Below are 26,149 nucleotides of genomic sequence, written 5' to 3'. Positions count from 1 at the left end.
CCGCTCTTTTTACTTTTGATGGTTGTTTTTAATTGAATAATCATCTAAAAATAAAAGAACAAACTTTAATAAATGCCGATAGTTATTGCGATGGAAGTCTAATTATTGGTGTGTCATAACAATGTGAAAAGTAGTAAAAGGTAAAACATGAATCTACATGAGTATCAAGCGAAAACGCTGTTAAAAAAATATGGTATGCCAGTTCAAGAAGGCATTTTAATCACTACGCCCGAAGAAGCATCTGCTGCCTTTGAGCAAATTAGTGGCAAATTCGCTGTGATGAAGGCCCAAGTCCATGCAGGTGGTCGTGGTAAAGCGGGTGGCGTAAAAGTTGTTAAGTCAAAAGAAGAAGCAGCTGAATATGCAAAAAGCCTGTTAGGTACTCGTTTAGTCACGTATCAGACAGATGCCAATGGTCAGCCGGTAAATAGTATCCTTGTTTGTGAAGATGTTTATCCTGTAGAACGTGAATTGTATTTAGGTGCAGTGGTTGACCGTTCTAGTCGTCGTGTGACATTCATGGCGTCTACAGAGGGTGGCGTAGAAATTGAAAAAGTTGCTGAAGAAACACCTGAAAAAATTATTAAAGTCGAAGTAGATCCATTGGTTGGTTTATTGCCATTCCAAGCGCGTGATGTTGGTTTCCAATTGGGTTTAAAAGATAAGCAAATCAGCCAATTTGTAACCATCATGACAGGTGCATACAAAGCATTTGTTGAAAATGACTTTGCATTATTTGAAATTAACCCGCTTTCAGTTCGTGAAAATGGCGAAATCTTATGTGTAGATGCCAAAGTCGGTATCGACTCAAATGCACTTTATCGTTTGCCTGAAATTGCTGCGATGCGTGATAAATCTCAAGAAAATGAGCGTGAGTTAAAAGCATCTGAATTTGACCTTAACTATGTTGCTTTAGAAGGCAATATCGGTTGTATGGTGAATGGTGCTGGTCTTGCGATGGCAACAATGGATATCATCAAACTGTATGGTGGTCAGCCAGCAAACTTCCTTGATGTTGGTGGCGGTGCGACCAAAGATCGCGTCATTGAAGCATTTAAAATTATTCTTTCAGATTCATCTGTACAAGGTGTGTTGATCAATATTTTTGGTGGTATCGTACGTTGTGACATGATTGCTGAAGCGATTATTGCAGCGGTTCAAGAAGTAAATGTAACCGTACCTGTGGTTGTTCGTTTAGAAGGGAACAATGCGGAGTTAGGTGCTAAATTACTTGATGAATCAGGTCTAAAATTAATTTCTGCGAACGGCTTAGCTGATGCCGCAGAAAAAGTTGTTGCTGCTGTGAAAGCGTAAGGAGTATCAATCATGAGCGTATTAGTTAATAAAGACACAAAAGTATTGGTACAAGGCTTTACAGGTAAGAATGGTACATTCCATTCTGAGCAATCAATTGCATACGGTACAAAAGTAGTTGGTGGCGTAACACCGGGTAAAGGTGGTCAAACTCATATTGGTCTACCTGTTTTCAATACAATGCGTGAAGCAGTAAAAGAAACGGGTGCAAATGCAACATCAATTTATGTACCTGCTCCATTTGTACTGGATTCAATTGTTGAAGCAGTCGATTCTGGTATTGAGTTAATCGTGGTGATCACCGAAGGTGTTCCAACCTTAGACATGTTAAAAGCGAAACGTTACCTTGAAACTTATGGTAATAATGCGCGTTTAATCGGTCCAAACTGCCCAGGTATTATCACACCAGGCGAATGTAAAATTGGGATTATGCCAGGGCATATTCATCAACCAGGTAAAATCGGGATCATTTCTCGTTCTGGTACATTGACTTATGAAGCAGTTGCTCAAACGACTAAGCTTGGTTTAGGTCAGTCTACTTGTATTGGTATCGGTGGTGATCCGATTCCAGGTATGAACCAAATTGACTGCTTAAAACTTTTCCAAGAAGATCCACAAACAGAAGCAATCATCATGATTGGTGAAATTGGTGGTAGTGCGGAAGAAGAAGCTGCTGAATATATTCAATCTAATGTGACTAAACCTGTTGTTGGTTATATTGCGGGTGTAACAGCGCCTAAAGGTAAGCGTATGGGTCACGCAGGAGCGATTATCTCTGGCGGTAAAGGTACTGCTGAAGAGAAGTTTGCTGCATTTGAAAAAGCGGGTATGGCATATACGCGTAGCCCAGCTGAACTTGGTTCAACTATGTTTGATGTCTTAAAAAAGAAAGGCTTAGTTTAATTTAAAGTTTAAATTTTTAAGCTAAAAAATGGGAGCCAATCGGCTCCCATTTTTATTGGTTGTAGAGTATTGGTTGTCGCTTCTTGATTGTTAGCGTTTAATCTTGTGATCAAGATAAAGGAGATTTATATAAGATGGGGGATCTGTGATTAGCCTTTGACTAAACCACCATCCACAATCAAATTTTGTCCTGTTACAGCGCGTGACCACGGTGATAAAAACATCAGCACGGCATCTGCAAACTGCTCAGGGGTGGTGACTTCTTGTAAGGGCGTAGAAGCAGCGATCAAATCAAACACTTGATCAGGTGTTGCACTGCTGGCATCAGTCTTACGTAATAGACCACCTGAAAGCATATTTACATTAATGCCATACTGACCTAAATCGTGTGACGTTGTGCGGGTAAAGGCCAAAAGTGCTGCTTTAGCCGCAGTATAATCATGATAAGGAACCACAGGATTCTGCACAAGATTGGTTCCAATATTGATGATTCGACCAAAATGATCTTTTTTCATATCTTCTAGTGCAGCTTGGGTGGTGTTTAAAGCGGCTTTTACTGCACTGTCCAATTGCTGTTGCATACTGTGCCAGCTCAGTGTTTCAACTTTTGGACGTAGATCACCATCAAATTTAAATGCCAATAGCGCATTATTAATCACTGAGGTGATTGCATGTCCATAATGCAGTTTTGCCTTTTTAAACATTGTGTTGACTTGATCTGCATCGGTTACATCTGCTTTGTAAATAAAAACCTGTTCGGCATGTTCCTTAGCAAGTTGTTGTGCGGATTCTTCACTATTGAAATAATTCACTACAATTCTTGCGCCTTCACGAATCAAAGCATGGGTAATTGCAAGTCCTAAACCACGTGCGCCACCAGTCACTAGAATAATTTGATCTCGTATTTCCATGTTCAAATCAACTCATTTGATATCAATTTAATTTTAGCACTTTTATCGATCAGACTCTTCGATTGAGAGATGAGTTACAAAGTTTATCAATTGCACCGAATCAAGATGAAAAATATAAAAAATATCTAGAGGAATTTAAGCATCTTAGTGCATTAATTACATATGAAGATTCAAATAATTAAACTTTTTAAATCCTATCGATGAAATGATGGCTAAGAATGATAGTGGATTGGTTTAACATATTGATCATATTATTTATAATTAAAATGAAACGCATTTTATATTGGATGTACTCCACCCATTCTGATCTATATGTAGGCTACAATTAGGTTGATCATTTAAGTTACTTATAAACAAATAGAGGAGACAACCATCTTGTTTTTTGATTGGTATAACTCCGATAAAAATGATGAATTGATTAGACCAAACATGCGACCTATTTACCTGCTCAATTTAATGGTCATGTATATATTTTTTATAAACTCAAATGTTTATGCTTTTGATGATCTGGCACTTATGGCAGAAGAGGCACAAAATCAAGTTGTGGAGTATCAAGATGAATTATTAGGACAACCAGATCAATTGCAAGATGAGCAATTATTTAAAATTGAAAATCAAGAAAATAGCCTAAGTGATACTGAAATGATCACTGAGCGGAATGATATTTTTTTTGAACAAGATCAGTTGCAAAAAAGACTAGCAGAACAGCATGAGCATGAATTGGCAGATTATTCAATTTTAACCAATAAATTTTATGAAAATGAGCGTATTCGGGTGTTTAATTATACTGCTTATAATGTACAACAATTAAAGACATCATTGCTCAATCCTTCAAATGATAATCCTGCGTCAAGTGAGCTTTATCTTTCTTTTGGTTATGGTATTGAATTTAAGATAAATGCTTTAAACAAAGTGGGTTATGAATACATCTCTAGTTTTCCTTATGATCGTGGGCAATTATTGCGTCTGTTTTGGATTAGAACGCTGACCTATTAACCATAAATATTTTATCGATCATTTTTTATTTCCATGAAGAAATCATGGGGGAAATACTACAACTTGAAACATAAGCTTGTTTAGCACTACACATTAACAGACTAACTTAAACAAAATGAGATGAAGAGGTGAGTCATCATGTTAAACAAAGTTATTGTGTTGGGTGTAGTTGCTATTTCATTAACCGGCTGTATTGTTGCGCCATTTGATGATGGTCATCGAGGTGGTCATGGTCGTTATGATCAGCGACATGATTCGGATCATCGCTGGGATCAGCGTCGTGATGATGATCGACATCGTTATGACCGAGATCGCAATGATCGTGACTGGAATTGGAAAGGGCGTTAATTCTTTATCTTAAATATAAAAATGGGCAATGCATGCCCATTTTTTTCTATCTTGTTGTTTGAAAATATATGAATGAAGTAACTCATATATTTTTTTAAAAACTAATTTATATCTTTGTAGGGTGGCACTGCCGCATTTTACATTGAAAGTTTAAATATATTTGTGTAGGCAATAGCGTATTTTTTGTAGGGCATGCCACACGAGAACAATACCCTATATTATTTTTTTAAATAAACCTGCTTGTACTACACCAGCTTTGGTTTGTTTCTGTAATTGCCATGTTGAGGGTAAATTCAGTTGATTTAAGCCACGATCTGCTTCTACATAAATCAATGCTTGATCGGATAAGTATTGATCCGCTTTTTGAGCCAATTCATCCCATAAATTTAAACTATAGGGTGGATCTAAAAACATTAAATCAAACTGTTCATTTAAATTGGATAAGGCTTGTTGTGCAGTTTGAATTTTCAGCTGACAGTTTTCAGCTTTAAGCAACTGAATATTGTCTTTTAAAAATTTAGCTTGCGTGGCATTGGGTTCAATCATGATGACATGACGTGCACCACGTGAAAGTGCCTCAAATCCTAAAGCACCTGAACCAGCACAAAGATCTAAGACTTTGGCATTTTGAATATCCCACATCAGCCAGTTAAACAATGTTTCACGAACACGATCAGGGGTAGGACGTAAACCATCGATATCAGCAAAAGGAAGAACTCGACGTTTCCATTCTCCACCAATAATACGTAATTGGTTTTTCACTTTATTATTCACTGATATCAGCCTCAGGTACAGGTGGGGGAGTGGGTTGAGCCGTGGTCGTATTATGACCTTGAGCTGGTACACGGTTTTGGCTAGCCGTATTGGTCTGTGTATTTGGCTTCGGTTTAGGCAAGGCATTTGGATCTGCCGCAAGTGAAACATCACCACTTGGTAGTTCACCCGGTTTGATGCCAGCTGTCATTAAGCCACCACTGACTTGATGGTTCAACGGTACAATTGGATTCTTTTTGCGAGTCAGCAACCAGTAATCAAACACAGGACGAGCAATCTTGGCCGCAGAACCACCATGCTTACCATTTTCCCAAATCACCGCAATGGCAATTTCAGGGTTTTCAGCAGGTGCAAAACCAACAAATAAACCATGGTCTAATTGTCTTGATGTCAGTGCAGCTTCGTTATAGCGCTTGCCTTGGGCAATACTCTTGACCTGTGCTGTACCCGTTTTACCTGCGATTTGGTACATTGGTGTACGAATACCACGACCTGTACCTGTTTGAATAACATCAACCATTGCATCACGCATTTTAATCCAGTCTTCATCAGTACCACTAAAGTTGATTTTTCCAGTCGGGGCATTGAGTACTTCATGCTTTTTTGCCCCTTTGGATTCACGTAATACATGTGGTGTGACATGTGCACCATGGTTGGCGGTAATTGCTGTCGCCATCGCCAGTTGTAATGGGGTCGCGGTAAATGCACCTTGTCCAATACTGACCGAAATGGTTTCACCTTTGAGCCATTTGCTTTTACGGGTACGCATTTTCCATTCAGGACTTGGATATAGGCCTGTACTTTCGCTTGGTAAATCAACCCCTGTCTTTTCACCGAAACCAAATTGGCGCATCCATTCATTCATGCGATCTATACCCATCTGGTAAGACAAGATATAGAAGTAAGTATCACAAGAAACCACAATCGATTTATGTAAGTTGACTGAGCCATGTCCAGTCTTTTTCCAGTCACGGAATTTATGTGAATCGCCAGGTAAATGGAAATAGCCAGGATCGGAAATTGTAGTTCCCCAATCTACTGTTTTAAAGTGAATTCCGCCTAAGCCTTCCATCGGTTTAATGGTAGAACCAGGAGGATAGGTTCCTTGGACTGCACGGTTGTAGAGTGGTTGATCTAGGTTGTCACGTAAAGCCGTATAGTCAGCGTGTCCAATACCAGTCACAAATAAGTTCGGGTTAAAACTTGGGCTTGAAACCAGTGCTAATATTTCACCAGTACGTGGGTCAATTGCGACGATTGCACCACGACGATCTTTAAGCTGTTCTGCTGCAATGGTTTGCAGACCATAATCGAGTGAAAGATATAAATCATTGCCTCGAGTTGACTCTTTACGACCTAAATGACGTAAGACATTACCATGTGCATCGGCTTCAATCGATTCATAACCAGGAACACCATGCAGTAAATCTTCATAGGATTTCTCTACACCAATTTTCCCAATCAGGTTGGTTCCTGCATAACTATCTTTATCAATTGCTTTGAGCTCTTTATCGTTAATACGACCCACATAGCCAATAACATGGGCAAATAGCTCACCATGTGGATAATAGCGGGTCATTTGCGTTTCGATATCAACACCCGGAAATTGAAACTTGACTTCACTAAAGCGCGCAATATCTTGTTCTGTTAGATTTAACTTTAAGGTGACACGTTCTGTTTTTTTAGAGGCTTTAATTCGGCTATTAAAACGGTCAATATCTTCTTGATTCAGATTTAAAATTGGAATTAAACGCTTAACCGTATCATCTATATCTTCGACATCAGCTTTGCTCAGGGTTGCAGTAAAAACAGGGTAGTTATCTGCCAGTAAAATCCCATTACGATCATAAATATAGCCACGTGCTGGTGCGATAGGCTGGAGTCGAATACGGTTTTTATCTGATGCTTCACTAAATTCTTGATGATGAAAAATTTGCAGATAAGCATAGCGTGCAACTAGAAGGCACATAAAAAATGAAACAATACCAATCGCAAAAAAGACACGACTACGAAAGATGCGTTTTTCTTGTTGGACATTTTTTAGAGGAAACTGCTGCTTCATACGTCGTCGGCTTTAGTACTTAAAGATGGGTGAATTTAGGGGTCAAACATTTTACCCCAGATTGAGTCTTAAAAATTAAAAAACACAAATAACTCATCAAAATATATTTTAACTCAGTCTCTGCAACAAATTTGTTATGCCGAATGCAGGTCCGTTGATATTTCACCTGAAAAATACGCATCGTTGTAAACATTGAGAAATTGTCAACAGAGCCTGTATGGATTTGACCTTAGCGACATTAAATTTATAGCGTTTTGTATATGAGTGCCAAAATAATTCTGTTAAAGTCGAGCCTTAAGGATAAATAGATTCGACCTAAGTTAAGATTAGGGATAATGGAGAAAATAATGAAAAAAATCTTTCCCTTATTAATGTTAGTAGCTGTCGGAAATTTCGCGCATGCTGATGTTAAAGATTATTTGCCAGATATGAAGGGAATTTTACCAGAGGCAAAGTTTAAGCCTGAAGATGCTTCTAAATGGAATATCGGTGCGGGTGTAACGCAACAGATGGTCCATGCGAATGGTGAATGGGTAAATCCTTATGGAATTGCGTATACTAAATTAGGTGTTTTTTATAATGGCGACCATGAATTTGCTGGTCAAGTCGGCTATAGAATTCCTGTAGTATTAAATGGTAAAGATAAAAATGGATTCTATCTTGGGGTCTATGGCGGAACACTTAAAAGTAAAAAAGTGGACGGAAGTGATGAAGTCCAATATGGTGGTGGTGCCGATTTATCTTATGTTTTATTGAATAAAGAGCGTATAAGTACATTTAGTGTGGGGATGGGTGCAGGTAGTGAACTTCATAATAGAAATGGAGATATGGTCCTGGAAACTCGTCCACAAATACAATTTGCTTATACCTTAAGTGTCGGGTTCTAAAGTTTTTATGATTTTATCCATATCCTTCGACCGCAAATAGAAATAAATACGAGAGTCATGCATGTTGGAATACGTTAATGGTTTGTGGCACGCTTTTACAGCTCGACCTGATCATCTTGCCATTTTAAGTATCATCCCAGTGACAGCCTTTGTAACGTGGGCACACGTTTGGATGGCACTGAAAATGGTATTTTATCCAATCACGTTCTGGGGATTTCATATTGGTCCCTTACCCGTGGGTTGGCAAGGGATTGTGCCACGTAAAGCTGGGCGAATTTCAGGCATCATCACAGACAATACATTATCCAAACTGGGTTCTTTGCGTGAATTTTTAGATGCAATGGACCCTGAAGATATGGCTCGGATTATCGGTGAACAAGTCGGTTTTGAGCTTGAGCATTTGATTGATGAGGTGATGTTAGATCGTAATGCTGTTTTGTGGGAAAATTTACCTTATTCGATTAAACGTCGAATTTATGGTCAAGCGCATAAACAATTGCCGGGTGTCTTAAGAGAACTCGTGACCGAACTGACCATGAACGTCGAGTCACTGGTCAATATGCGGGATATGGTCGTGACTCAAATGGAAGGCGATCGCCGTTTGATGGTCCGTATGTTTTTAAAAGTTGGGCAAAAAGAAATTAACTTTATTTGGCATATTAGTGCTGTAATCGGGAGTTTCTTTGGTATTTTTCAAATGTTTGTTTATGTCTTTGTACCACAACATTGGACGGTACCTTTCTTTGCAGCAGTTTGGGGCTTTTTAACCAACTGGATTGCAATCTGGATGGTTTTCAACCCAGTAGAGCCACATTACGTACGCTATCCACAATTTTTTGAACGGACAAAAGATCGAAAATTTCCATGGATTAAACCTGTTATTCCAAGAATTGGCACTTATAATGTTCAGGGTGCGTTTATGAAACGCCAAGAAGAAGTGTCAGATGTTTTTGCAAGTGTCGTGACTGAAGATTTGATTACGTTAAAATCAATCATGACTGAAATGATGTATGGTCCTAAGAAAGAAAAAACCCGTCGTATTGTAAAGCGTCATATTAACGAAATTATGGAAACTCCATTGGTTCGGACCTCTTTACAATTGTCTTTAGGACTAAAAGAGTATGCAAAACTCAAGACAGACTTGATTGATCGGTCAATTGAAATTACGATGGTGCCTGTTTGCGACCCTGCGTTTAATGCGAGCCGTGCACAGAAAATTTTTCAGATGTTTAAAGAGCGGATTAGAGAGTTAACCCCAAAAGAGTTTCAAAACCTGTTACGTCCTGCATTTCAGGAAGACGAATGGATTTTGATTGTACTCGGTGGTGTGACTGGATTTTTTGCTGGTCTAATACATTTATTTGTGGCTTTCTTATAAATTTGATGCCATTACGATGATAAGTTTTAATTTGTCATGGCAAAGGGTATCATACATATTGTTTTAAATGAGGATGTTTTTTTATGCGCATTATATTACTCGGACCACCTGGAGCAGGTAAAGGTACACAAGCTCAGTTGATCTGTAAGCGCTACAATGTCCCACAAATTTCAACCGGTGATATGCTCCGTGCTGCAATTCGTGAAGGTACTGAATTAGGTCTTAAAGCTAAAAGTGTAATGGAATCAGGTGGTTTAGTATCTGATGAGCTTATTATCGGTTTAGTGAAAGAACGTATTGCACAACCTGATTGTGTAAATGGTTGTATTTTCGATGGTTTCCCACGTACGATTCCTCAAGCTGAGGCTTTAGAGAACGAAGGGATTAGCATTGACCATGTAATCGAAATTGAAGTACCAGACGAAGAAATCGTAAAACGTCTTTCTGGTCGTCGTCAGCACCCAGCATCTGGTCGTGTTTATCACACGATTTATAACCCACCGAAAGTGGAAGGTAAAGATGATGAAACTGGCGAAGATCTTGTGCAACGTCCAGATGACGAAGAAGCAACGATTCGTAAGCGTTTAGGCTCTTATCATAATGAAACTGAACAGCTTGTTGGTTTCTATCAAGGACGTGCAGCTTCTGGGGAAAATGCACCGACTTATAATAAATTGAACGGTTTACGTCCAATAGAAGATGTCCAAAAAGATTTATTTGCGATTTTAGATAAATAAGACCGCATTCAAAGCATTTTTTTAAGCTTTGACAATAACAGAGACCTGATTCATATTAGGTCTCTTTTTTTTGCAAGAGTGGCGTAGAGAGTGAAGTTTGTATTAATTGCCTTGGTCATTTTGAGTATATTGCTTCTTTTGGGCTTATTGTATATGAGCTTTAAATTGCTACGCAAAGCACAAAAAGAAGAGCTTCAGCAACGCCGTGAAATGAGAAAATCAGGCAATTACCAAGTGCATCCACAGGTGGCTGAAGAGTGGAAACGGCTTGAAAAGTTAAAGAAAGATTTGGAAAATAAAAAGTAAAATAATTAGGGAGATTCATGCTGAGGATAAATTAATCCTTATCTATCATCGCGCTTCATTCTTCCAAATTGATGAATTTAACTGATGAATTTGTATAATTGAGATGTGTAAACAATTAATTCTAAGTGTTTTGATTATCCATCTACATGCTAAATTCACAGCATTCATATTATAAGAAGACTGTCCAAATGAAATTGATTGCCATAGCAGCACATCGTAGCGAATATTTAGAGCCTATTCATTTTTCAAAGGGGACTTTGTTAAACATAGGCGAAAAGTATCAAGGCTCGGAGAATTGGGACAATTGGTATTTCTGCACAGTCGACAATGGATTAGAGGGGTGGGTTCCTACTCAAATCATTGAATGGATCAATAAGCATAAAGGCCATGCAATAGCAGATTACACAGCGAAAGAACTCAATGTAGATCATGGTGATCTATTGGATGGAGAAGAAAAACTAAATGGCTGGATTTGGTGTAGCAGATTATCTGATAATCAATCTGGTTGGGTGCCCTTAGAGGTGTTAAGTCAGATTTGATTGAGAACTATTTTAAGATTCTAGCTGTTTCTTTAGAAAATAACTTCCTCAGAAAAATGACAAAGCATAATCTTGATTAAACGATGATTATGCTTTGCTAAAACCTCTCATTTATTTGCTACTTTGTTTTGACTTCTCGTGCAGCGCCAAACTCATATTTATCAGGCCAATTACAAACATCTGACACAATACATTCATTGCATTTGGGTTTACGTGCAATACAGCAGTAGCGGCCATGTAAAATTAACCAATGATGCGAGTCTATAATAAATTCTTTTGGAATCACTTTAATTAAACGATGTTCGACCTCAAGCACGTTTTTACCTACTGCTAGTCCAGTGCGATTGCCAAGACGGAAGATATGCGTATCTACAGCCATTGTAGGCTGACCAAAGGCGGTATTCAGTACAACATTGGCAGTCTTACGACCTACGCCGGGTAAAGCTTCTAAATCAGCACGATTGTCTGGAACTTGGCTATTGTGCTTCTCAATCAGAATTTTACAGGCTTTAATCACATTTTCAGCTTTGGCATTATATAAACCGATGGTTTTAATATATTGCTTTAAACCGTCTACACCCAATGCATAAATCTGTTCAGGAGTATTGGCGACAGGGAATAACTTATCAGTGGCTTTATTGACACTTACATCTGTGGCTTGAGCCGATAAGGTAACGGCGACAAGTAACTCAAACGGGTTTGAATAATTGAGTTCTGTTTTAGGATTTGGGCGTTGCTCACGTAATCGTTCAAAGAAAATCTGAATTTGCTTTTTGGTCATATTCTTTACAGTCATGATGCATCCTCTTGCAAAACAGATAACTGTTGAATCAATTCATTTAATTGATGTTGCTTATTTTCATCTGCTCGAACACTCAATTGTTTCTCTAGTTTTTTAATTTGAGTCCGCAGCTTAGCCAATTCAATGGTGGTTTTCGCATCTGTAACAATTGGATTTTTTATTGTGGGCTGATTGATTTCAATTGTAGGTAAAGCCTGACTCTGCTGTGTTATTTGTGCAAAGAGTTCAGTGTCAATTTCTGCACGAACCACAGGGCCTTTACGATGGATGCGTTGCTTTTCTTCACGTTGAATATGTGCATAGTAACGACCACGTAAGTCATTTTGTTCTAAGAGACGTTGTTCGTCATTTGGAATTGGCTGAATGTCTTCAACTAAATCAATGCAATCTACTGGACAGGGAGCAATGCATAGTTCACAGCCAGTGCATAGATCTGTAAGTACGGTATGCATCAGTTTACCAGAACCAATAATGGCATCTACAGGGCAAGCACTGATGCATTTGGTACAACCAATACATTCATCTTCACGAATAATGGCTTTCATGCGTTGTGGACGACCATCGCTTTGAATTGGCCAGACACTTGGTTCAGCAATGAGTTTATTACGATTGAGTATATCCGCAAGCGCATCTGCAACAGGTTGCCCACCTGGCACACATTTATTGGCTTCTTCGCCTTTTTCTACAATAGATTTTGCATAAGGTAGACACCCATCACGGTGACCACAGAGTCCACATTGTGTTTGTGGCAAAATGGCATCTATTTGCTGAATGAAGGAAAGCGATGAATTCATGTGAATAAAACTTTAAAGAAAAATGAACAAATGCTTGGTAAAAGCGAAGAATATTTTGCAATTTTAGCATGTTTTGTAGTGAAAATCTTTGCTCTAATTTGGCGCTAAAAATGCGCTAATTTAGATCAAAATATCGAATATTTTTTGGTTAAAAACGCCAACAAATTGACATTTTATTTGGGGTTGATTAGAAATTATCATATTGAATTTAAATATTATTTGAAAAAACATTTGAAAAAAGGTTGTGGATTATATACAAAAGGGATTAAATACTTTGCGCCAAAATTTATCATTTTATTAAAAGGGTTGACCTTTTTTGTATCATTTTCTGCTGAGGAATGAGCGTTGAAATATAATAGCCTGAATGACTTTTTAAATTACGTTAAAGCACGTGATCCAAATCAACCAGAGTTTTTACAAGCTGTGGAAGAAGTTATGACCAGTTTGTGGCCATTTATTGAGAAAAACCCAGAATATGCTGAGCACGGTTTGCTTGAACGTCTTGTTGAGCCAGAACGAGCGATTCAATTCCGTGTTTCATGGGTAGATGACAAGGGTCAAACTCAAGTTAACCGTGCTTTTCGTGTTCAATATAATTCTGCTATTGGTCCATTTAAAGGCGGCATGCGGTTTCACCCATCTGTAAATCTTTCTATTTTAAAATTTTTAGGTTTTGAGCAGACGTTTAAAAATGCCTTGACCACACTGCCTATGGGCGGTGGTAAAGGTGGTTCTGATTTCGATCCGAAAGGCAAATCAGACGGCGAGATCATGCGTTTTTGCCAAGCATTAATCATCGAACTTTACCGTTATCTTGGTTCTAATACAGATATTCCAGCAGGGGATATTGGTGTGGGGGGCCGTGAAGTGGGTTACATGGCGGGTATGATGAAAAAGCTCAGTAATGACACTTCATGTGTATTTACGGGTAAAGGTTCATCATTCGGTGGTTCTTTGGCTCGCCCAGAAGCAACAGGTTTTGGTACAGTTTATTTTGCTGAAGAAATGCTAAAAACTCGTGGTGAAAGCTTCAAAGATAAAATTGTGGTGATTTCAGGTTCGGGCAATGTGGCGCAGTTTGCTGCAGAAAAAGCCATGTACTTAGGTGCGAAAGTGGTTTCATTATCTGACTCAAACGGTACAGTACATGTAAAAAATGGCTTTACCAATGAGCTTCTTGCTGAAGTGATGGAACTTAAAAACGTAAAACGTGGACGTATTTCTGAGTTTGCTTCAAAACACGGTTTTGAATATTTAGAAGGTCAACGCCCTTGGTCAATTCAGTGTGATATTGCATTGCCATGCGCAACGCAAAATGAATTAAATGAAGAAGATGCAGATGTACTGCTTGCCAATGGTGTAATCTGTGTTGCTGAAGGTGCCAATATGCCTTCAACACTAGAAGCTGTAGAAAAATTTGTAGAAGCAAAAATTCTTTATGCACCTGGTAAAGCGTCAAATGCAGGTGGTGTTGCCACTTCTGGTCTTGAAATGTCACAAAACTCGATTCGTTTGGGGTGGACATTTGAAGAAGTGGATGAGCGCCTACATGCAATTATGAAAGAAATTCATCGTAACTGTGTGAAATACGGTACTCAAGCTGATGGCACAGTGAACTATGTAAATGGTGCAAATATTGCTGGTTTTGTCAAAGTTGCCGATGCAATGTTAGCGCAAGGCGTGTTCTAATCTCAGTTTGATTTTGAACTTAAAACCGATGCTTTTGCATCGGTTTTTTATCTGAGCAATTAGAAAAACAGCGACAAGCTTATTTGCTCGGAATGGTTTCAACAATTGAGTCGAGTTCATATTGGTATTGAGACTGATCAGCTGCAGGATTGGCAATTTCTGTGCGTTTGACCTTAATAATTTGAGTAGACTTTGAATTATGGGTAAAGCCGTCAATAGAATCATAAAAATAACTTGCTTCTTTGTCGCTATAATTTTTTTGACCAGTTTCGTTCAATGTTAATTCACGAACTAAAAGACAGGTTTGTGGTGCAACACCAGTGCAAGGTCGAGTTTCAGGACTGACCTCTAAAAAAATAATTTGTGGTTGAGTTGCTGTATTTGAAACTTGAGTCTCTATAGGCGCAGGCGCCGGAACTTTTTGAGTTGTGGATTCTTGGCTACATGCCATGACGAGCAAGGGTAAGAGTAGTGCAATGCTTAATTTGTGATTCATGATTTTACCTTTATCGATCTTGCTGTATTAAAAAATGAGCTTTGCTGCAATCACTATGGATCATTTAAGTTTCTATTATTGAGTGTATATATTCACTACTTTTTTTAATTATTATGCAGTGTTGGATGTTCTGCATCGATTAAAATAAAGATGCAAAGTTTAAGATAGAAATGTTTTGATTGTCTGATTGAAAAAACATAAAACTGATTTAAATCTAGATGTTTATAAATAGTTAAACAAAGAAAAGCTGAAGTTCAACTTCAGCTTTTCTATACAATTATTTTACAGTTTCACGTTCGATAATCATATCTTGTACATAAGCGTATTTAGACTGATCAGCAGCTGGGTTTTTAATTTCATAACGTTTTACACGAACCACTTGGCGCTCAGCAGGGCTATGAGTAAAGCCTTCGATTTGGTCATAGAAATATGTCCAATCTTTATCTACTTGGGTTTTTACACCATTGTCAGCATATTTGATTTCGCGTACTTGTAAACACTGCATTTTTCTTACACCAGCAGAACATTCTTTAGTTTCTGGGCTGATTTCTAAGAAAATTGTTTCACCTTGGCTTTGATATTTAGTTTCAGGTGTCATTTTACCTGTAAATACAACTTTACCACCTGTCGCGTTTACCAAAGTCAGCGTTGGGCTTTCAGTGTTTGCTGTATCGAGTACAAATGCTGTTTTATTTGATTGGAACAATGCCGCAGCAAAACTTTCTTGTTTCATTAATTCAGGAGAACACATCATATTGGTTGATGCGATATTGCCAGTAACCAATAAACCGTTTTCAACTTTTGCACTGGTCATTAGTCGGTTACAGCCAGTTGCAACACTTAAACGTTGGTCTGCAAAATTAAGTACGATCGGTTGTTTGGTATCTGCTGGTTGATAAGACCATTGATAAGCATTTAATGTTTGCTCTGCATTACCTTGTTGTTGTAATACTTTCACAGCGGTATCACCCAATTTTTGAATATCGCCAGATTGGCAAGCCGCTAGGGCTAAAGGAAGTACAGCTAATGCTAAATATTTGAATTTCATATTCTATTCACGTTTTAAAAAACTATGCATAGGATAAACCATGAAACACTAAAAGATATGGATACAATTTATTAATTCGGTTTCAATATGTATCCATATAACTAAAAGTTAAACAATAATTAACAAATTGTTATCATTTCTGCTGAGTTTTGATCAATCAGGTTCTTTAATCAAACCGATAAATATCCATACCTAGCGCACCCATTGAAAAACTACTGTGCACAATACTAAAGCGATGACCCGTACCCATTGCAAAGAAAAGAGGCGCAAAGTGCTCAAGTGTTGGGTGATTTTTCTGTAGATAAGGAATGCTATTCCATTCCAATACAGCATCATAATTACTATGGTTGAGTTTGCTCACCACATAATTTCTAAATGTAGATGCCCATTCAGGAACATTCTCATCTTTGCCGTTCCATGACAATTCTCTTAAATTGTGAGTGATACTGCCTGAACCAATCAATAAAATTTGTTTTTCACGGAGTGGGGCAAGTGCTTGACCAATTTGGTAGATTTGATCAGCATGCATATTCATCGGTAAAGAAATTTCAATGACTGGAATATCTGCCTCAGGATACATATGTAATAAAGGCATCCATACACCATGATCACGAGGTCGAGTACTATTTGCATGTGCAGGGAGGTGAGCTTCAGCCAAGAGATGTAGAATTTCTTCCGCCAATTCAGGATTTCCTGGTGCGGGATAGCGAATCTCATACAGCGCTTGAGGAAAACCACGAAAGTCATGCCATGTTTCAGGGCGTACACCTGTATTGACTTCTAAAGCCTCACTTTCCCAGTGGGCAGACATCACCACGATGGCTTGTGGTTTTGGCAAATTTAGACCAAGACGATGTAGTGCAGGACCGACTTGTTCGGGATCTAGCGCAAGCATGGGAGAGCCATGTGAAATGAATAAACCTGGGAGTGTTTGTAAGTTCATATCTTTGTGCCTAAATGATCATTAAATACAGCGTGAATTGCCCATTCTAGCTAAAATGCATGCTCTCAATAAGCCTTTTATTTCAACAGACTGTTTCAACAATGCAACTTTTGCCCAATAATATGACTAGCCAGCACGATGATACGGATGATTATGGTTAATACTCATCGCACGATAAAGTTGTTCAATCAGCATAACCCGAACCAATGGATGGGGCAGAGTCAGTTTTGACAGTGACCAGTGCCAAGCAGCAGCTTTTCGCACAGCTTCAGAATGCCCATCTGGTCCGCCAATGGCCAGTGCAACATCATAACCTTCAAGCATCCAACCTTTCATGGTTTCAGCCAGCTTTTCAGTACTAAATTCACGTCCGCCTACTTCAAGTGCAATCAATACTTCATTGTGTTTCAGTTGGCTGAGAATACTATCGCCCTCAATTTGGCGATATTTTAAAATATCTGCTTCGGAATCATTTTTGCCACGCTTTGCCATCGGGAGTTCAATAATTTGCGTCTGTACAAAAGGTTGGATTCTTTTGAAGTAATCCTCAAAACCAGTTAATACCCAAGCAGGCATTTTTTGACCAATGGTCAGAATACGGATTTTCATATTAACAATTTCTAACGTGGTAATTGCATCATTATAGCGTGATATTGGTTATTCTCAGGCGTACAACAAGAACTGAATGTCTAATTGCTGTTTTTTTAAATTATAGCTATACCAACACGCTTTTTAATTGGATTTATACATGCAAATAGCTTATCCAAATTTTTTAAATTTAAACTATCTTTTCATTATATTGCTCAGTTGTGGGCTTTCAACAGGGAGTGTCGCTGCAGAACAACGCTATGATCAGCAAGCTGAACCTGATCGTTTAAACAGTTATTTACAACAAGTGATTCACCCACAAGCGTTTCGAAATTATCAAAATATTCAAGAGCTCGATCGAGTTGGGGCATTCATTAAACAACAACTTGAACAGTTTGCGATTCCTTGTGAATACCAGCCTTATCAAGTCAAAGGCAAAACTTATCGGAATGTAATCTGTCACTTACAAATGGGCCATGCCAAAAAAGTGATTCTTGGTGCGCATTATGATGTTTATGGGAATTTCAAAGGTGCTGATGATAATGCTTCTGGTGTGGTGGGACTGATTGAGACTGCGCGAATTTTGGCAGCCAATAAAGCTAGTCTTAAACAGAATGTTGATTTTGTCTTTTATACTTTGGAAGAACCTCCGTATTTCCGTACTGAACATATGGGGAGCTATATTCATGCACAATCCATTTTAAAACAAAAAGATCAAATTCAAGCGGTGTATATTTTGGAAATGATTGGATATTTTGACCATAAAAATGTTCAGGATTATCCATCGGGATTAGCTTTGTTTTATCCCAAACATGGAAATTTTATTGGCGCAGTGAGTAATTTCACTTCACGTGGTTTGGGCGAAAAATATTGTGATGCCATGAAAGCGTTAAAACGCCTTGATTGTCAAAGATTGATAACGCCGTCATTTGTACAAGGCGTAGATTTCTCAGATCATTTGAATTATTGGCGTTTCGATATCCCTGCTATTATGATCACAGATACGGCTTTTTTTAGAAATAGGCATTATCATACCCAAGAGGATACTGTTGAAAAACTCAATTTAAATAAGATGGCAGAAGTCATCAATGGTGTGGTGTATACAGTGTTACAAGACTGATATTTTTCAATCAGGTTATATCATTTGCTATTTTGATCAAAGGAGAGCTTATGCAATACGGTGCAATGCAATTGCTCTCGATGTGGATTAAAGATCGTAAAATACAGAATCAATCGGTACATACCTTAGATGCTTATTTCCGAGATGTATCCAACTTTATTGATTTTTGCTATGACAAGCAGATTGAGTTAAAACAAGTCGAAGCTGCTGATTTAAGAGAGTATGTAGCTTATCGTGTCGAAAAAGATCAGCTTTCGACCAGCAGTTTACAACGGCATTTGACTTCAATTCGTCAGTTTATGAAGTGGGCCAAACAAGGTGGTTATTTAGAAATCAATGCAGCGGATGATTTTCAGATAAAGCGGCAAGCTCGACCGTTACCGGGAATGATTGATATTGAAACGGTCAATCAAATTATGGATCAGCCCGCACCTGAAAAGCCGATAGAAAAGCAGTTGTGGTTACGAGATAAGGCTATTCTCGAGTTGCTCTATTCCAGTGGCTTACGCTTGGCGGAAGTGCAAAGTTTAACCATACGAGATATTGATTTTACTCGTCATTTATTGCGTATCACGGGTAAAGGGAATAAGACTCGAATTGTACCTTTCGGCTCTAAAGCGAGAGAGAGTCTGATTGAATGGTTAAAAATCTATCGAATCTGGCAGGGGGAATTTAGCCCTGAATCTTTAGTATTTATTACTCAACGCGGCACAAGTATTAGCCCACGTCAGATTGAAAATCGAGTCAAATACCAAGCACTACGTGCAGGGGTAAATGTTGATTTACACCCACATTTATTGCGTCACTGCTTTGCCAGCCATATGTTATCCAATAGTGGCGATCTGCGTGCAGTGCAAGAAATGCTAGGACATAGCAATTTAACCACAACACAGATTTATACCCACGTCGATTTTGATCATCTGGCACAAGTCTATGATCAAGCACATCCAAGAGCTGCTGCATCGAAAATAAAAAATTGACCTTGAATATAAGGCTTTATTAAGCGTTGATTTTTGTATTTTGTAGCGAATAGATCTGTTGAGAAGTACTGTTGTTGTTTTAATAAAATGCACAGTGCTTAAACACATTTAGCACAGAAAAAAGTCGAATAGATAATTGTTTTTAAAAATGCTCTCATGTATATCTAGGTTTGGTATTTATTCAATACATTTCTATTGATTCAATTTTGCAAAAAAATTAGGTCTTTCAATGATCCCTGAACTTGAACAAAAATATAAGCAACTGACTGACGCTCAAAAAGAAATTTTTAAGGGCTATGGCTTACGTCAAATTAAACATTTTGTAGAATTCAGCCTCCCCAAAATTGAGGCAACCTTACCGCAAGAAGGAAAAGTATTGGGTATCAATGCTGAGGGTAAAGTTCAAGCTGTAAATACCGCAACCAATCAGACCTATTTATGGATATCAGACCAACAATGGCAAGCGGCTCAAACAGTGTCTAATCATATTGACTTAAAAGAAGACTTTATTGAGATTTGGCAAGTGCTGGAGCTCAAAAATCAAGATTTGATTGATTTAAGCCATATTCATCGCGATTTTTTAGCAAGCATGGCGAAATAGTTCAATACTCAAATTGAAAATCTTGTTTTTGAATTCGATAGAGCTTCTCTTCATGTAGTGGATGGTGCTCATCAAAATCAGGATGTAGAAAGTCATGAGAAAAGCTCATTCCAATTTTTTTCATGACATTTTGCGAAGCAAGATTATGTTTAGCTGTAAATGCAACAATCTCTTGAAAATTCAGTTCTTCAAATGCAAATCTTAGACATGCTTGAGCTGCCTCAGTTGCATAGCCTTTATTCCAAAATTTTGGATCAAGTCGCCAGCCAATTTCTATACATGGTGAAAATTCAAATTTTGAGGGTTGTTGATGTAGTCCCACACACCCAATAAACTCTTGGGTTTCAATCAATTCAACTGCCCAAAGTCCCCAGCCTTTGATTTCGATTAAATATTTAATCTGATTTGCCAGTTCGTCACTTTGCTCACGATTTAAAATTTTTGGGAAAAATTGCATTACTTCAGGGTTTGCTGTGATTTTTGCAAAAGCATCGTAATCAGAAGCTTGCCATTGTCGAAGTAAAAGACGATCTGTACATAATTCATAAATCATTTTTATTGAACATCCTGATCAAAGTACTGCTTAGATAGAAAAGGGCGATAATTTTTAACGTATTACCTCAGTCATATTTGGCTCGATATGCAGATCTTTGTTTTACGATATAAAATTTTGCATCGCCCAAGATAACCCGCATATTGACCAGCGTTACAGCTTTGGATTTTGTATACGGTAAAGTACATGTTCAGCCAAAGCATGGTTTTTGTCTAAAGCGGGATGCATAAAGTTTTCAACATAATCCATACCAAGTCGTTGCATCACTTTTTCCGAAGCTTGATTCAGTATAGATGTGAAAGAAACAACTTGTTCTAAAGCTAATTTTTCAAATGCAAATGCCAAACATTGCTGAGCTGCTTCTGTTGCATAGCCCTGATGCCAATATTGTTGTGCAAATCGCCAACCAATTTCAACACAAGGAGAGAAAGCATATCTTTCCGCTTGATTGGCTAGACCCACAAAACCGATAAATTGCTGATTTTCTTTTAACTCAACCACCCAAAATCCCCAACCATATTCGGTAATTGAGTCTTGAAATCGATGTGCCAAAAGGTCACTTTCATTTTTTGACAAGGTCGCTGGAAAATACCGCATAACGTCTGGATCAGCATTTAAATCTGCAAAAGCTTCAAAATCACGAACTTGCCATTGTCTAAGCATAAGTCTGGGTGTTTCTAATTGAACGGGGGGATTGAATGTTTTCATATTCACCTAATCGTATTTTTTGAATTACAAATCTTCAAGAGGTAATTGAAAGCTTTGTTTAATAATTTGACTTGGGACATCCGTTTTTACACTGGTAATACCATTCTTTTTGGTCAAATGTGTCGACTGAAATTTACGATAGCTTTCTAAATCAGGGACCACCACTTTTAACATCGCATCACATTCACCCAGAATAATATAACACTCCATGACCTGAGGCAGTTCTTTCATTGCTTCAATAAAGGTATCAATGGTTTCAGCATCTTGCCCTAACAACCAGATTCTTGAGAATAGCATCAATTGAAAGCCAATTTTTTGTGGATCCACCACTGTTGTATAGTTTTGGATAACTTTGGCTTCTTCTAAGAGTCGAACTCGTCTTAGGCATGATGAAGGCGAGAGCCCAATCTCACGAGCCAGATCATTATTTTGGATTCGACCATTGGCTTGTAAAGCACGAATGATATTTTTATCAATACGGTCTAGTTTGATTAGAATAGTCTTAGATGAAATTTTCATAAATTAGAATTTAATTTGAAAAATAATCATCATTATAGAATATTTGAAATCCTATTTTAAGCATTTTAAAAGATACTGTTTTCTTCTCGTAGTCAAACTTCAGAAAGGGAAAAGAGATGTCTGTATTTGTACTTTTTGCCTTAACGGTACTTCCGTTAATTTTCACACCAGGACCAGATATGTTATTTATCCTGTCACAAGTGATAGGTAAAGATGCAAAAGCAGGCATGATGGCGACAATTGGTATTTGTTCTGGCTATCTGGTTCATTCGATTTTGGTTGCGCTTGGCATTGCCGCAATTATTGTTTCATTCCCAGTATTGTTTGAGACGATTCGATATTTGGGGATCGCCTATTTATTGTATTTAGCATTTCATTTGATTAAATCAGTATTTAGCCAAAAGACATTACGTATTGAGCAGAAAGCAGTTTCAAATCCTATCCGCAAAGGCTTTGTTACGGCATTGTTGAATCCAAAAGGCATGTTGATCTATTTTGCGATTTTGCCACAATTCATCGATAAATCAGGTAACACCGTGTTTCAAGGCTTAGCCTTGTCAGCAATTTTTATTGCTTTGATATTCTTGGTGTATTGTGGTTTGAGCCTTTTGATTGCTCAATTGACCAAAGAGCAGCACATCAATGAACGTAAGCAAAAATGGATTGATGGTGGTTCAGGGACTTTGTTGACCATTGCAGCCGCATGGTTATTGGCAAATTAATCCAAGCAGAAACAAACGGGTGATTCTGAAAAGAAGCCCGTTTTTGCATATTTAGTATTTTGTTACAAGTTTAATGCCAAAAAGTTCACAAATTTAATCAATAAACATACTTAGAAAAATTGCTGAATCTGTCTAAAATGACAGAGCGTAGCAGTATCGATGAAAGGCTAGTGTCATCCCTTTGATTGATTGATAATTTATCTTAATTCTTTTGATTATTTATACAGAATCAATACAAATAATGTTATTTATCAATATATAAATATTGTCGAAATAGTAGCCTTACGTGTCTAAGTTAAAATATTTAGAAAAAATGTGAACTGTACGTTCAAGCTTTTTTATGACTTTTTACAGCAGTTTTGCGAATTGTGACTTGACCGAAATGCCAATCACATTGCAAGATAGGACACCTAAATAATTTTAAATGAAGCGTTATTATAACTCTTCTTAACATTTACTTTTGCTAAAACAGCCGAGGATTACATGAAGGCTCTTGTTGCTGTAAAACGTGTGGTTGATGCCAACGTTAAAGTTCGCGTTAAACCGGACAATAGTGGGGTAGACCTTACTAACGTTAAAATGTCAATTAACCCATTCGATGAAATCGCAGTTGAAGAAGCGGTTCGCTTAAAAGAAAAAGGAACAGTTTCAGAAATCGTTGTTGTTTCTATTGGACCAAAAGAAGCGCAAGAACAAATTCGTTCTGCTATGGCGCTTGGTGCAGACCGCGGTATTTTAGTTGAGGCTGATGACAGTCAACTTGGCGCTTTAGAAGTTGCTAAAATCCTAAAAGCTGTTGTTGAACAAGAACAACCACAACTTGTGCTTTTAGGTAAGCAAGCAATTGATGACGACTCTAACCAAGTTGGTCAAATGTTGGGTGCTTTACTTGGCGCTGGTCAAGGTACATTTGCTTCTGTAGTGACTGTAAATGGCGATAAAGTTCAAGTAACTCGTGAAGTTGATGGTGGTTTACAAACGGTTGAGTTAAATACTCCAGCGATCATCACCACTGACTTACGTTTGAATGAGCCACGTTATGCTGCGCTTCCAAACATTATGAAAGCACGTAAAAAGCCACTTGATACGAAAACTCCTGCAGATTTCGGTGTTACAGCAACTTCTAAACTTAAAACAGTTAAAGTTGAACCACCTGCAGAGCGTAAAGCTGGTGTACAAGTGAAGTCTGTAGACGAGCTTGTTGAAAAACTTAAAAATGAAGCGAAAGTGATCTAATACAGAAGGATAAAATCATGAGTATTTTAGTTATCGCTGAGCACGACAATAAGACACTTAACGGTGCAACTTTAAACGTTGTTGCTGCGGCTCAAAAAATCGGTGGTGATATCACTGTATTGGTTGCAGGTTCTGGTGCTCAAGCAGTTGCAGATGCTGCTGCGAAAGTTGCTGGTGTAAGCAAAGTTTTGCTTGCTGATGATGCAGCTTATGCGAACCAATTGGCTGAAAACGTAGCAAAACTTGTTGCTGAATTAGGTAAAGGTTATTCACATATCCTTGCTGCTTCAACAACAACAGGTAAGAACATCTTGCCACGCGCTGCTGCACTTTTAGACTCAAGCATGATTACTGACATCATTGCTGTTGAAGGTCCTAAAACTTTCAAACGTCCAATTTATGCAGGTAATGCAATTGCTACAGTTCAATCTGACGAAGCAATTGTTCTTGCAACTGTACGTGGTACAGCTTTTGATCCTGTTGCTGCTGAAAGCGGTTCTGCTGCAGTTGAATCAGCGGCTTCTACAGGTGATGCAGGTATTTCTAAGTTCATTTCTGAAGAAATTGTGAAATCAGAACGTCCTGAATTAACTGCTGCGCGTATCGTTGTATCGGGTGGTCGTGGTGTTGGTTCTGGTGAGAACTATCATAAAGTACTTGATCCACTTGCTGACAAGCTTAGTGCTGCTCAAGGTGCTTCACGTGCTGCGGTTGATGCTGGCTTCGTTCCTAACGATATGCAAGTTGGTCAAACTGGTAAAATCGTTGCGCCTGATCTCTACATCGCTGTAGGTATTTCTGGTGCGATCCAGCATTTGGCAGGTATGAAAGATTCTAAAGTGATTGTTGCAATCAACAAAGATGAAGAAGCGCCAATCAATGCTGTAGCTGACTACTGGTTAGTTGGTGATTTGAATACTGTTGTTCCAGAATTAGTTTCTAAACTTTAATTCTCGAATTAAGTTTCAAAAAAACGCGCTTAGGATTTCCTAAGTGCGTTTTTTTATTTTAGAAATTTATTGAATAAATAGATGAATGGTGTGCACGGATAAATAAAGTCGTGAATACTTTGGCTAAATGAACAAGAGAGAATCAGTGGATAAATACCTTGAAGTCCAATTTTAAACCCTATAAGATCAAAACATAAGGACAATTAAATTTTCAACCCTATACTGGCGACATACAGAAAATTCCAGTATAAATCAGCTGTTACAGATAGAAGATAGCATTTAATTCTGTACTGGCTTTTGACCATTTTTTTAATTCTATACTTGTTGGCGCGTTAGACTGGCTGATTCTGTCGTTTTAGACGTTGCGCTTTTCCATTATTGCTCAATTCCATATCATCTCACCTAGAATAGCTATAAATATGAAGTGTCCCAAATGTTACGCTGAGAATATCAATGAAGCCATGAAATGTGGTGTTTGTGGTACTCGTTTAAAGCATGTTAAACAGACCAACAATTTGACAGGCAATAGCAATGTTGAATTTTCTGTACGTCGTGAAAATAAGCAAGAGCAGTCAAATCCCACACATAATATAAAACCTCGTCAGACAGCACCGATTGCTGAATCAGCGGGCAATCAGCATGCTTTAGCACGAGATAAAGCAAACGTTTTATCTTCCTCAGACGCATGGCAACAAGCCAAAGATGCTGGGAGAAATTCTCAAAATCAGCCTAAAAAGAAAAATTATAAAATTGTTTGGATACTTTTAGCCGTATTTATGTTTGGTCCCGCAGTGCTTGGGGTTATTTCAAGTATAGTTATTCCTATCGTAATGTCCGTTATTGGGTCATCCAATCAAGATGAGGCCGCGACAACAGATGAAGCATTACCCGCAAGCGAAGAGGTGGTGTCTAACGAATACCAAGCACGTTATTTTGATATGCAAGCTTATCAAACGCGCTTAGCACAGTATTATGACGCCAAGCATCGTTTTGCGACGAGCCTAAAAGATATTGAAAAGTTTGAACAGACCCAGTTTAGTGATTTTATTTTTGATCAAATTGAAATTACACAGCAAGGGATTTTAGTGGGTAAATTCACTGATGCGCCTGCAAGTCGAATATATATGGTTCCACAGCTGGAAAATAATCAAATTCGTGATTGGCAGTGTTATCGCGTAGCAATCAGTGATGATTTGCTGCAACACTGTGAATTGCTTCAGGCAGATCCATATAAATTATAGAAAT

29 protein-coding genes are annotated in these 26,149 nt (G+C 38.1%); 17 read left to right on the top strand and 12 right to left on the bottom strand.

The genetic code is table 11. The annotated features are described in order from the left end of the window. The first annotated feature begins 147 nt into the window (after positions 1-147). Together sucC and sucD are read left to right on the top strand one after the other, a co-directional pair. Positions 148-1,314 carry an ADP-forming succinate--CoA ligase subunit beta gene (sucC, locus tag AS4_RS15890; protein ID WP_004717276.1) on the top strand — a complete coding sequence of 389 codons (1,167 nt, stop codon included), beginning with the start codon at positions 148-150 and terminating at the stop codon, positions 1,312-1,314. Between the two features lie 12 nt (positions 1,315-1,326). Beyond that, the gene (gene sucD / locus AS4_RS15885; protein WP_004717274.1) at positions 1,327-2,217 is read left to right on the top strand and encodes a succinate--CoA ligase subunit alpha; all 891 of its coding nucleotides are present in this window, start codon (positions 1,327-1,329) and stop codon (positions 2,215-2,217) included. 149 nt (positions 2,218-2,366) lie between these two features. Here the strand turns inward: sucD and AS4_RS15880 are convergent, their stop codons facing one another. Beyond that, positions 2,367-3,128: a 3-oxoacyl-ACP reductase gene (locus AS4_RS15880; RefSeq protein ID WP_096734799.1), complete on the bottom strand. Its 762-nt coding sequence runs from the start codon at positions 3,126-3,128 to the stop codon at positions 2,367-2,369. A gap of 516 nt (positions 3,129-3,644) precedes the next feature. Between AS4_RS15880 and AS4_RS15875 the strand changes: the two genes are divergently transcribed. After that, entirely contained in the window at positions 3,645-4,124 is a 480-nt protein-coding gene (locus AS4_RS15875) for a hypothetical protein (protein WP_227548093.1), read from the top strand. A 138-nt stretch (positions 4,125-4,262) separates the two neighbouring features. Then, positions 4,263-4,472 (top strand): hypothetical protein, encoded by a 210-nt coding sequence (locus AS4_RS15870; protein ID WP_096734797.1) that lies wholly within the window; start codon positions 4,263-4,265, stop codon positions 4,470-4,472. Between the two features lie 213 nt (positions 4,473-4,685). Here the strand turns inward: AS4_RS15870 and rsmD are convergent, their stop codons facing one another. After that, positions 4,686-5,234 carry a 16S rRNA (guanine(966)-N(2))-methyltransferase RsmD gene (gene rsmD / locus AS4_RS15865; protein ID WP_035371214.1) on the bottom strand — a complete coding sequence of 183 codons (549 nt, stop codon included), beginning with the start codon at positions 5,232-5,234 and terminating at the stop codon, positions 4,686-4,688. 4 nt (positions 5,235-5,238) lie between these two features. After that, complete coding sequence (gene mrdA / locus AS4_RS15860) at positions 5,239-7,308, bottom strand: penicillin-binding protein 2 (RefSeq protein WP_096734796.1); 2,070 nt, start codon at positions 7,306-7,308, stop codon at positions 5,239-5,241. A 347-nt stretch (positions 7,309-7,655) separates the two neighbouring features. Between mrdA and AS4_RS15855 the strand changes: the two genes are divergently transcribed. From AS4_RS15855 to AS4_RS15835, 5 genes are all read left to right on the top strand, one after another. Further along, entirely contained in the window at positions 7,656-8,195 is a 540-nt protein-coding gene (locus AS4_RS15855; protein WP_096734795.1) for a hypothetical protein, read from the top strand. A gap of 61 nt (positions 8,196-8,256) precedes the next feature. Then, positions 8,257-9,573 carry a hypothetical protein gene (locus AS4_RS15850; protein ID WP_004717262.1) on the top strand — a complete coding sequence of 439 codons (1,317 nt, stop codon included), beginning with the start codon at positions 8,257-8,259 and terminating at the stop codon, positions 9,571-9,573. 83 nt (positions 9,574-9,656) lie between these two features. Continuing rightward, positions 9,657-10,310, top strand: a complete 654-nt coding sequence (adk, locus tag AS4_RS15845; protein ID WP_004717260.1) for an adenylate kinase — start codon at positions 9,657-9,659, stop codon at positions 10,308-10,310. 90 nt (positions 10,311-10,400) lie between these two features. Further along, complete coding sequence (locus tag AS4_RS15840) at positions 10,401-10,616, top strand: hypothetical protein (protein WP_004823188.1); 216 nt, start codon at positions 10,401-10,403, stop codon at positions 10,614-10,616. A 188-nt stretch (positions 10,617-10,804) separates the two neighbouring features. Beyond that, entirely contained in the window at positions 10,805-11,155 is a 351-nt protein-coding gene (locus AS4_RS15835; protein ID WP_096735550.1) for an SH3 domain-containing protein, read from the top strand. A gap of 118 nt (positions 11,156-11,273) precedes the next feature. Here AS4_RS15835 and nth read toward each other — a convergent pair whose 3' ends face one another. Beyond that, positions 11,274-11,951 (bottom strand): endonuclease III, encoded by a 678-nt coding sequence (nth, locus tag AS4_RS15830; RefSeq protein WP_034612511.1) that lies wholly within the window; start codon positions 11,949-11,951, stop codon positions 11,274-11,276. Continuing rightward, positions 11,948-12,751, bottom strand: a complete 804-nt coding sequence (locus tag AS4_RS15825) for an RnfABCDGE type electron transport complex subunit B (protein WP_004823183.1) — start codon at positions 12,749-12,751, stop codon at positions 11,948-11,950. The genes nth and AS4_RS15825 overlap by 4 nt, the downstream gene beginning before the upstream one ends. A 345-nt stretch (positions 12,752-13,096) precedes the next feature. Here AS4_RS15825 and gdhA point away from each other — a divergent pair, with 345 nt between their 5' ends. Then, on the top strand, positions 13,097-14,440 hold the full coding sequence (gene gdhA, locus AS4_RS15820; RefSeq protein WP_096734794.1) for an NADP-specific glutamate dehydrogenase: 1,344 nt from the start codon (positions 13,097-13,099) through the stop codon (positions 14,438-14,440). Between the two features lie 79 nt (positions 14,441-14,519). On the opposite strand, the gene AS4_RS15815 is transcribed toward gdhA, so the two are convergent. The 4 genes from AS4_RS15815 to rlmH form a co-directional block, all read right to left on the bottom strand. Then, a complete protein-coding gene (locus AS4_RS15815) occupies positions 14,520-14,936 on the bottom strand; it encodes a DUF4377 domain-containing protein (protein WP_096734793.1) in 417 nt (138 codons plus the stop codon). Positions 14,937-15,213: 277 nt separating this feature from the next. Next, complete coding sequence (locus tag AS4_RS15810) at positions 15,214-15,984, bottom strand: META and DUF4377 domain-containing protein (protein WP_004717248.1); 771 nt, start codon at positions 15,982-15,984, stop codon at positions 15,214-15,216. Positions 15,985-16,150: 166 nt separating this feature from the next. Beyond that, the gene (locus tag AS4_RS15805; RefSeq protein ID WP_096734792.1) at positions 16,151-16,927 is read right to left on the bottom strand and encodes a dioxygenase family protein; all 777 of its coding nucleotides are present in this window, start codon (positions 16,925-16,927) and stop codon (positions 16,151-16,153) included. Positions 16,928-17,053: 126 nt separating this feature from the next. Next, the gene (gene rlmH / locus AS4_RS15800; RefSeq protein ID WP_004717243.1) at positions 17,054-17,536 is read right to left on the bottom strand and encodes a 23S rRNA (pseudouridine(1915)-N(3))-methyltransferase RlmH; all 483 of its coding nucleotides are present in this window, start codon (positions 17,534-17,536) and stop codon (positions 17,054-17,056) included. A 139-nt stretch (positions 17,537-17,675) separates the two neighbouring features. Here rlmH and AS4_RS15795 point away from each other — a divergent pair, with 139 nt between their 5' ends. The 3 genes from AS4_RS15795 to AS4_RS15785 all read left to right on the top strand — a co-directional run bounded on the left by AS4_RS15795 (position 17,676) and on the right by AS4_RS15785 (position 20,216). Next, a complete protein-coding gene (locus tag AS4_RS15795; protein WP_096734791.1) occupies positions 17,676-18,635 on the top strand; it encodes a M28 family peptidase in 960 nt (319 codons plus the stop codon). 80 nt (positions 18,636-18,715) lie between these two features. Beyond that, the gene (locus tag AS4_RS15790) at positions 18,716-19,615 is read left to right on the top strand and encodes a tyrosine recombinase XerC (protein ID WP_167468987.1); all 900 of its coding nucleotides are present in this window, start codon (positions 18,716-18,718) and stop codon (positions 19,613-19,615) included. Between the two features lie 229 nt (positions 19,616-19,844). Then, on the top strand, positions 19,845-20,216 hold the full coding sequence (locus AS4_RS15785; protein WP_004717237.1) for a hypothetical protein: 372 nt from the start codon (positions 19,845-19,847) through the stop codon (positions 20,214-20,216). Between the two features lies 1 nt (position 20,217). Here AS4_RS15785 and AS4_RS15780 read toward each other — a convergent pair whose 3' ends face one another. The 3 genes from AS4_RS15780 to AS4_RS15770 form a co-directional block, all read right to left on the bottom strand. Further along, a complete protein-coding gene (locus tag AS4_RS15780) occupies positions 20,218-20,769 on the bottom strand; it encodes a GNAT family N-acetyltransferase (RefSeq protein ID WP_096734789.1) in 552 nt (183 codons plus the stop codon). Positions 20,770-20,922: 153 nt separating this feature from the next. Next, on the bottom strand, positions 20,923-21,477 hold the full coding sequence (locus AS4_RS15775) for a GNAT family N-acetyltransferase (RefSeq protein ID WP_096734788.1): 555 nt from the start codon (positions 21,475-21,477) through the stop codon (positions 20,923-20,925). Positions 21,478-21,501: 24 nt separating this feature from the next. After that, on the bottom strand, positions 21,502-21,996 hold the full coding sequence (locus tag AS4_RS15770) for an Lrp/AsnC family transcriptional regulator (RefSeq protein ID WP_004717233.1): 495 nt from the start codon (positions 21,994-21,996) through the stop codon (positions 21,502-21,504). Positions 21,997-22,112: 116 nt separating this feature from the next. Between AS4_RS15770 and AS4_RS15765 the strand changes: the two genes are divergently transcribed. From AS4_RS15765 to AS4_RS15750, 4 genes are all read left to right on the top strand, one after another. Further along, positions 22,113-22,718, top strand: coding sequence for a LysE family translocator (locus AS4_RS15765; RefSeq protein ID WP_056518144.1), 606 nt, complete (start codon positions 22,113-22,115; stop codon positions 22,716-22,718). A gap of 483 nt (positions 22,719-23,201) precedes the next feature. Then, positions 23,202-23,954, top strand: a complete 753-nt coding sequence (locus AS4_RS15760) for an electron transfer flavoprotein subunit beta/FixA family protein (RefSeq protein WP_004823176.1) — start codon at positions 23,202-23,204, stop codon at positions 23,952-23,954. Between the two features lie 17 nt (positions 23,955-23,971). Next, the gene (locus AS4_RS15755; protein ID WP_096734787.1) at positions 23,972-24,904 is read left to right on the top strand and encodes an FAD-binding protein; all 933 of its coding nucleotides are present in this window, start codon (positions 23,972-23,974) and stop codon (positions 24,902-24,904) included. 419 nt (positions 24,905-25,323) lie between these two features. Next, positions 25,324-26,145, top strand: a complete 822-nt coding sequence (locus tag AS4_RS15750; RefSeq protein ID WP_227548091.1) for a zinc ribbon domain-containing protein — start codon at positions 25,324-25,326, stop codon at positions 26,143-26,145. The last annotated feature ends 4 nt before the right edge of the window (positions 26,146-26,149 follow it).

Source organism: Acinetobacter guillouiae (genome assembly GCF_002370525.2).
GTDB classification, from domain to species: Bacteria; Pseudomonadota; Gammaproteobacteria; order Pseudomonadales; family Moraxellaceae; genus Acinetobacter; species Acinetobacter guillouiae.
Note: the sequence above shows the minus strand (reverse complement) of the source record. Positions and strands in the feature narration are given on the sequence as shown.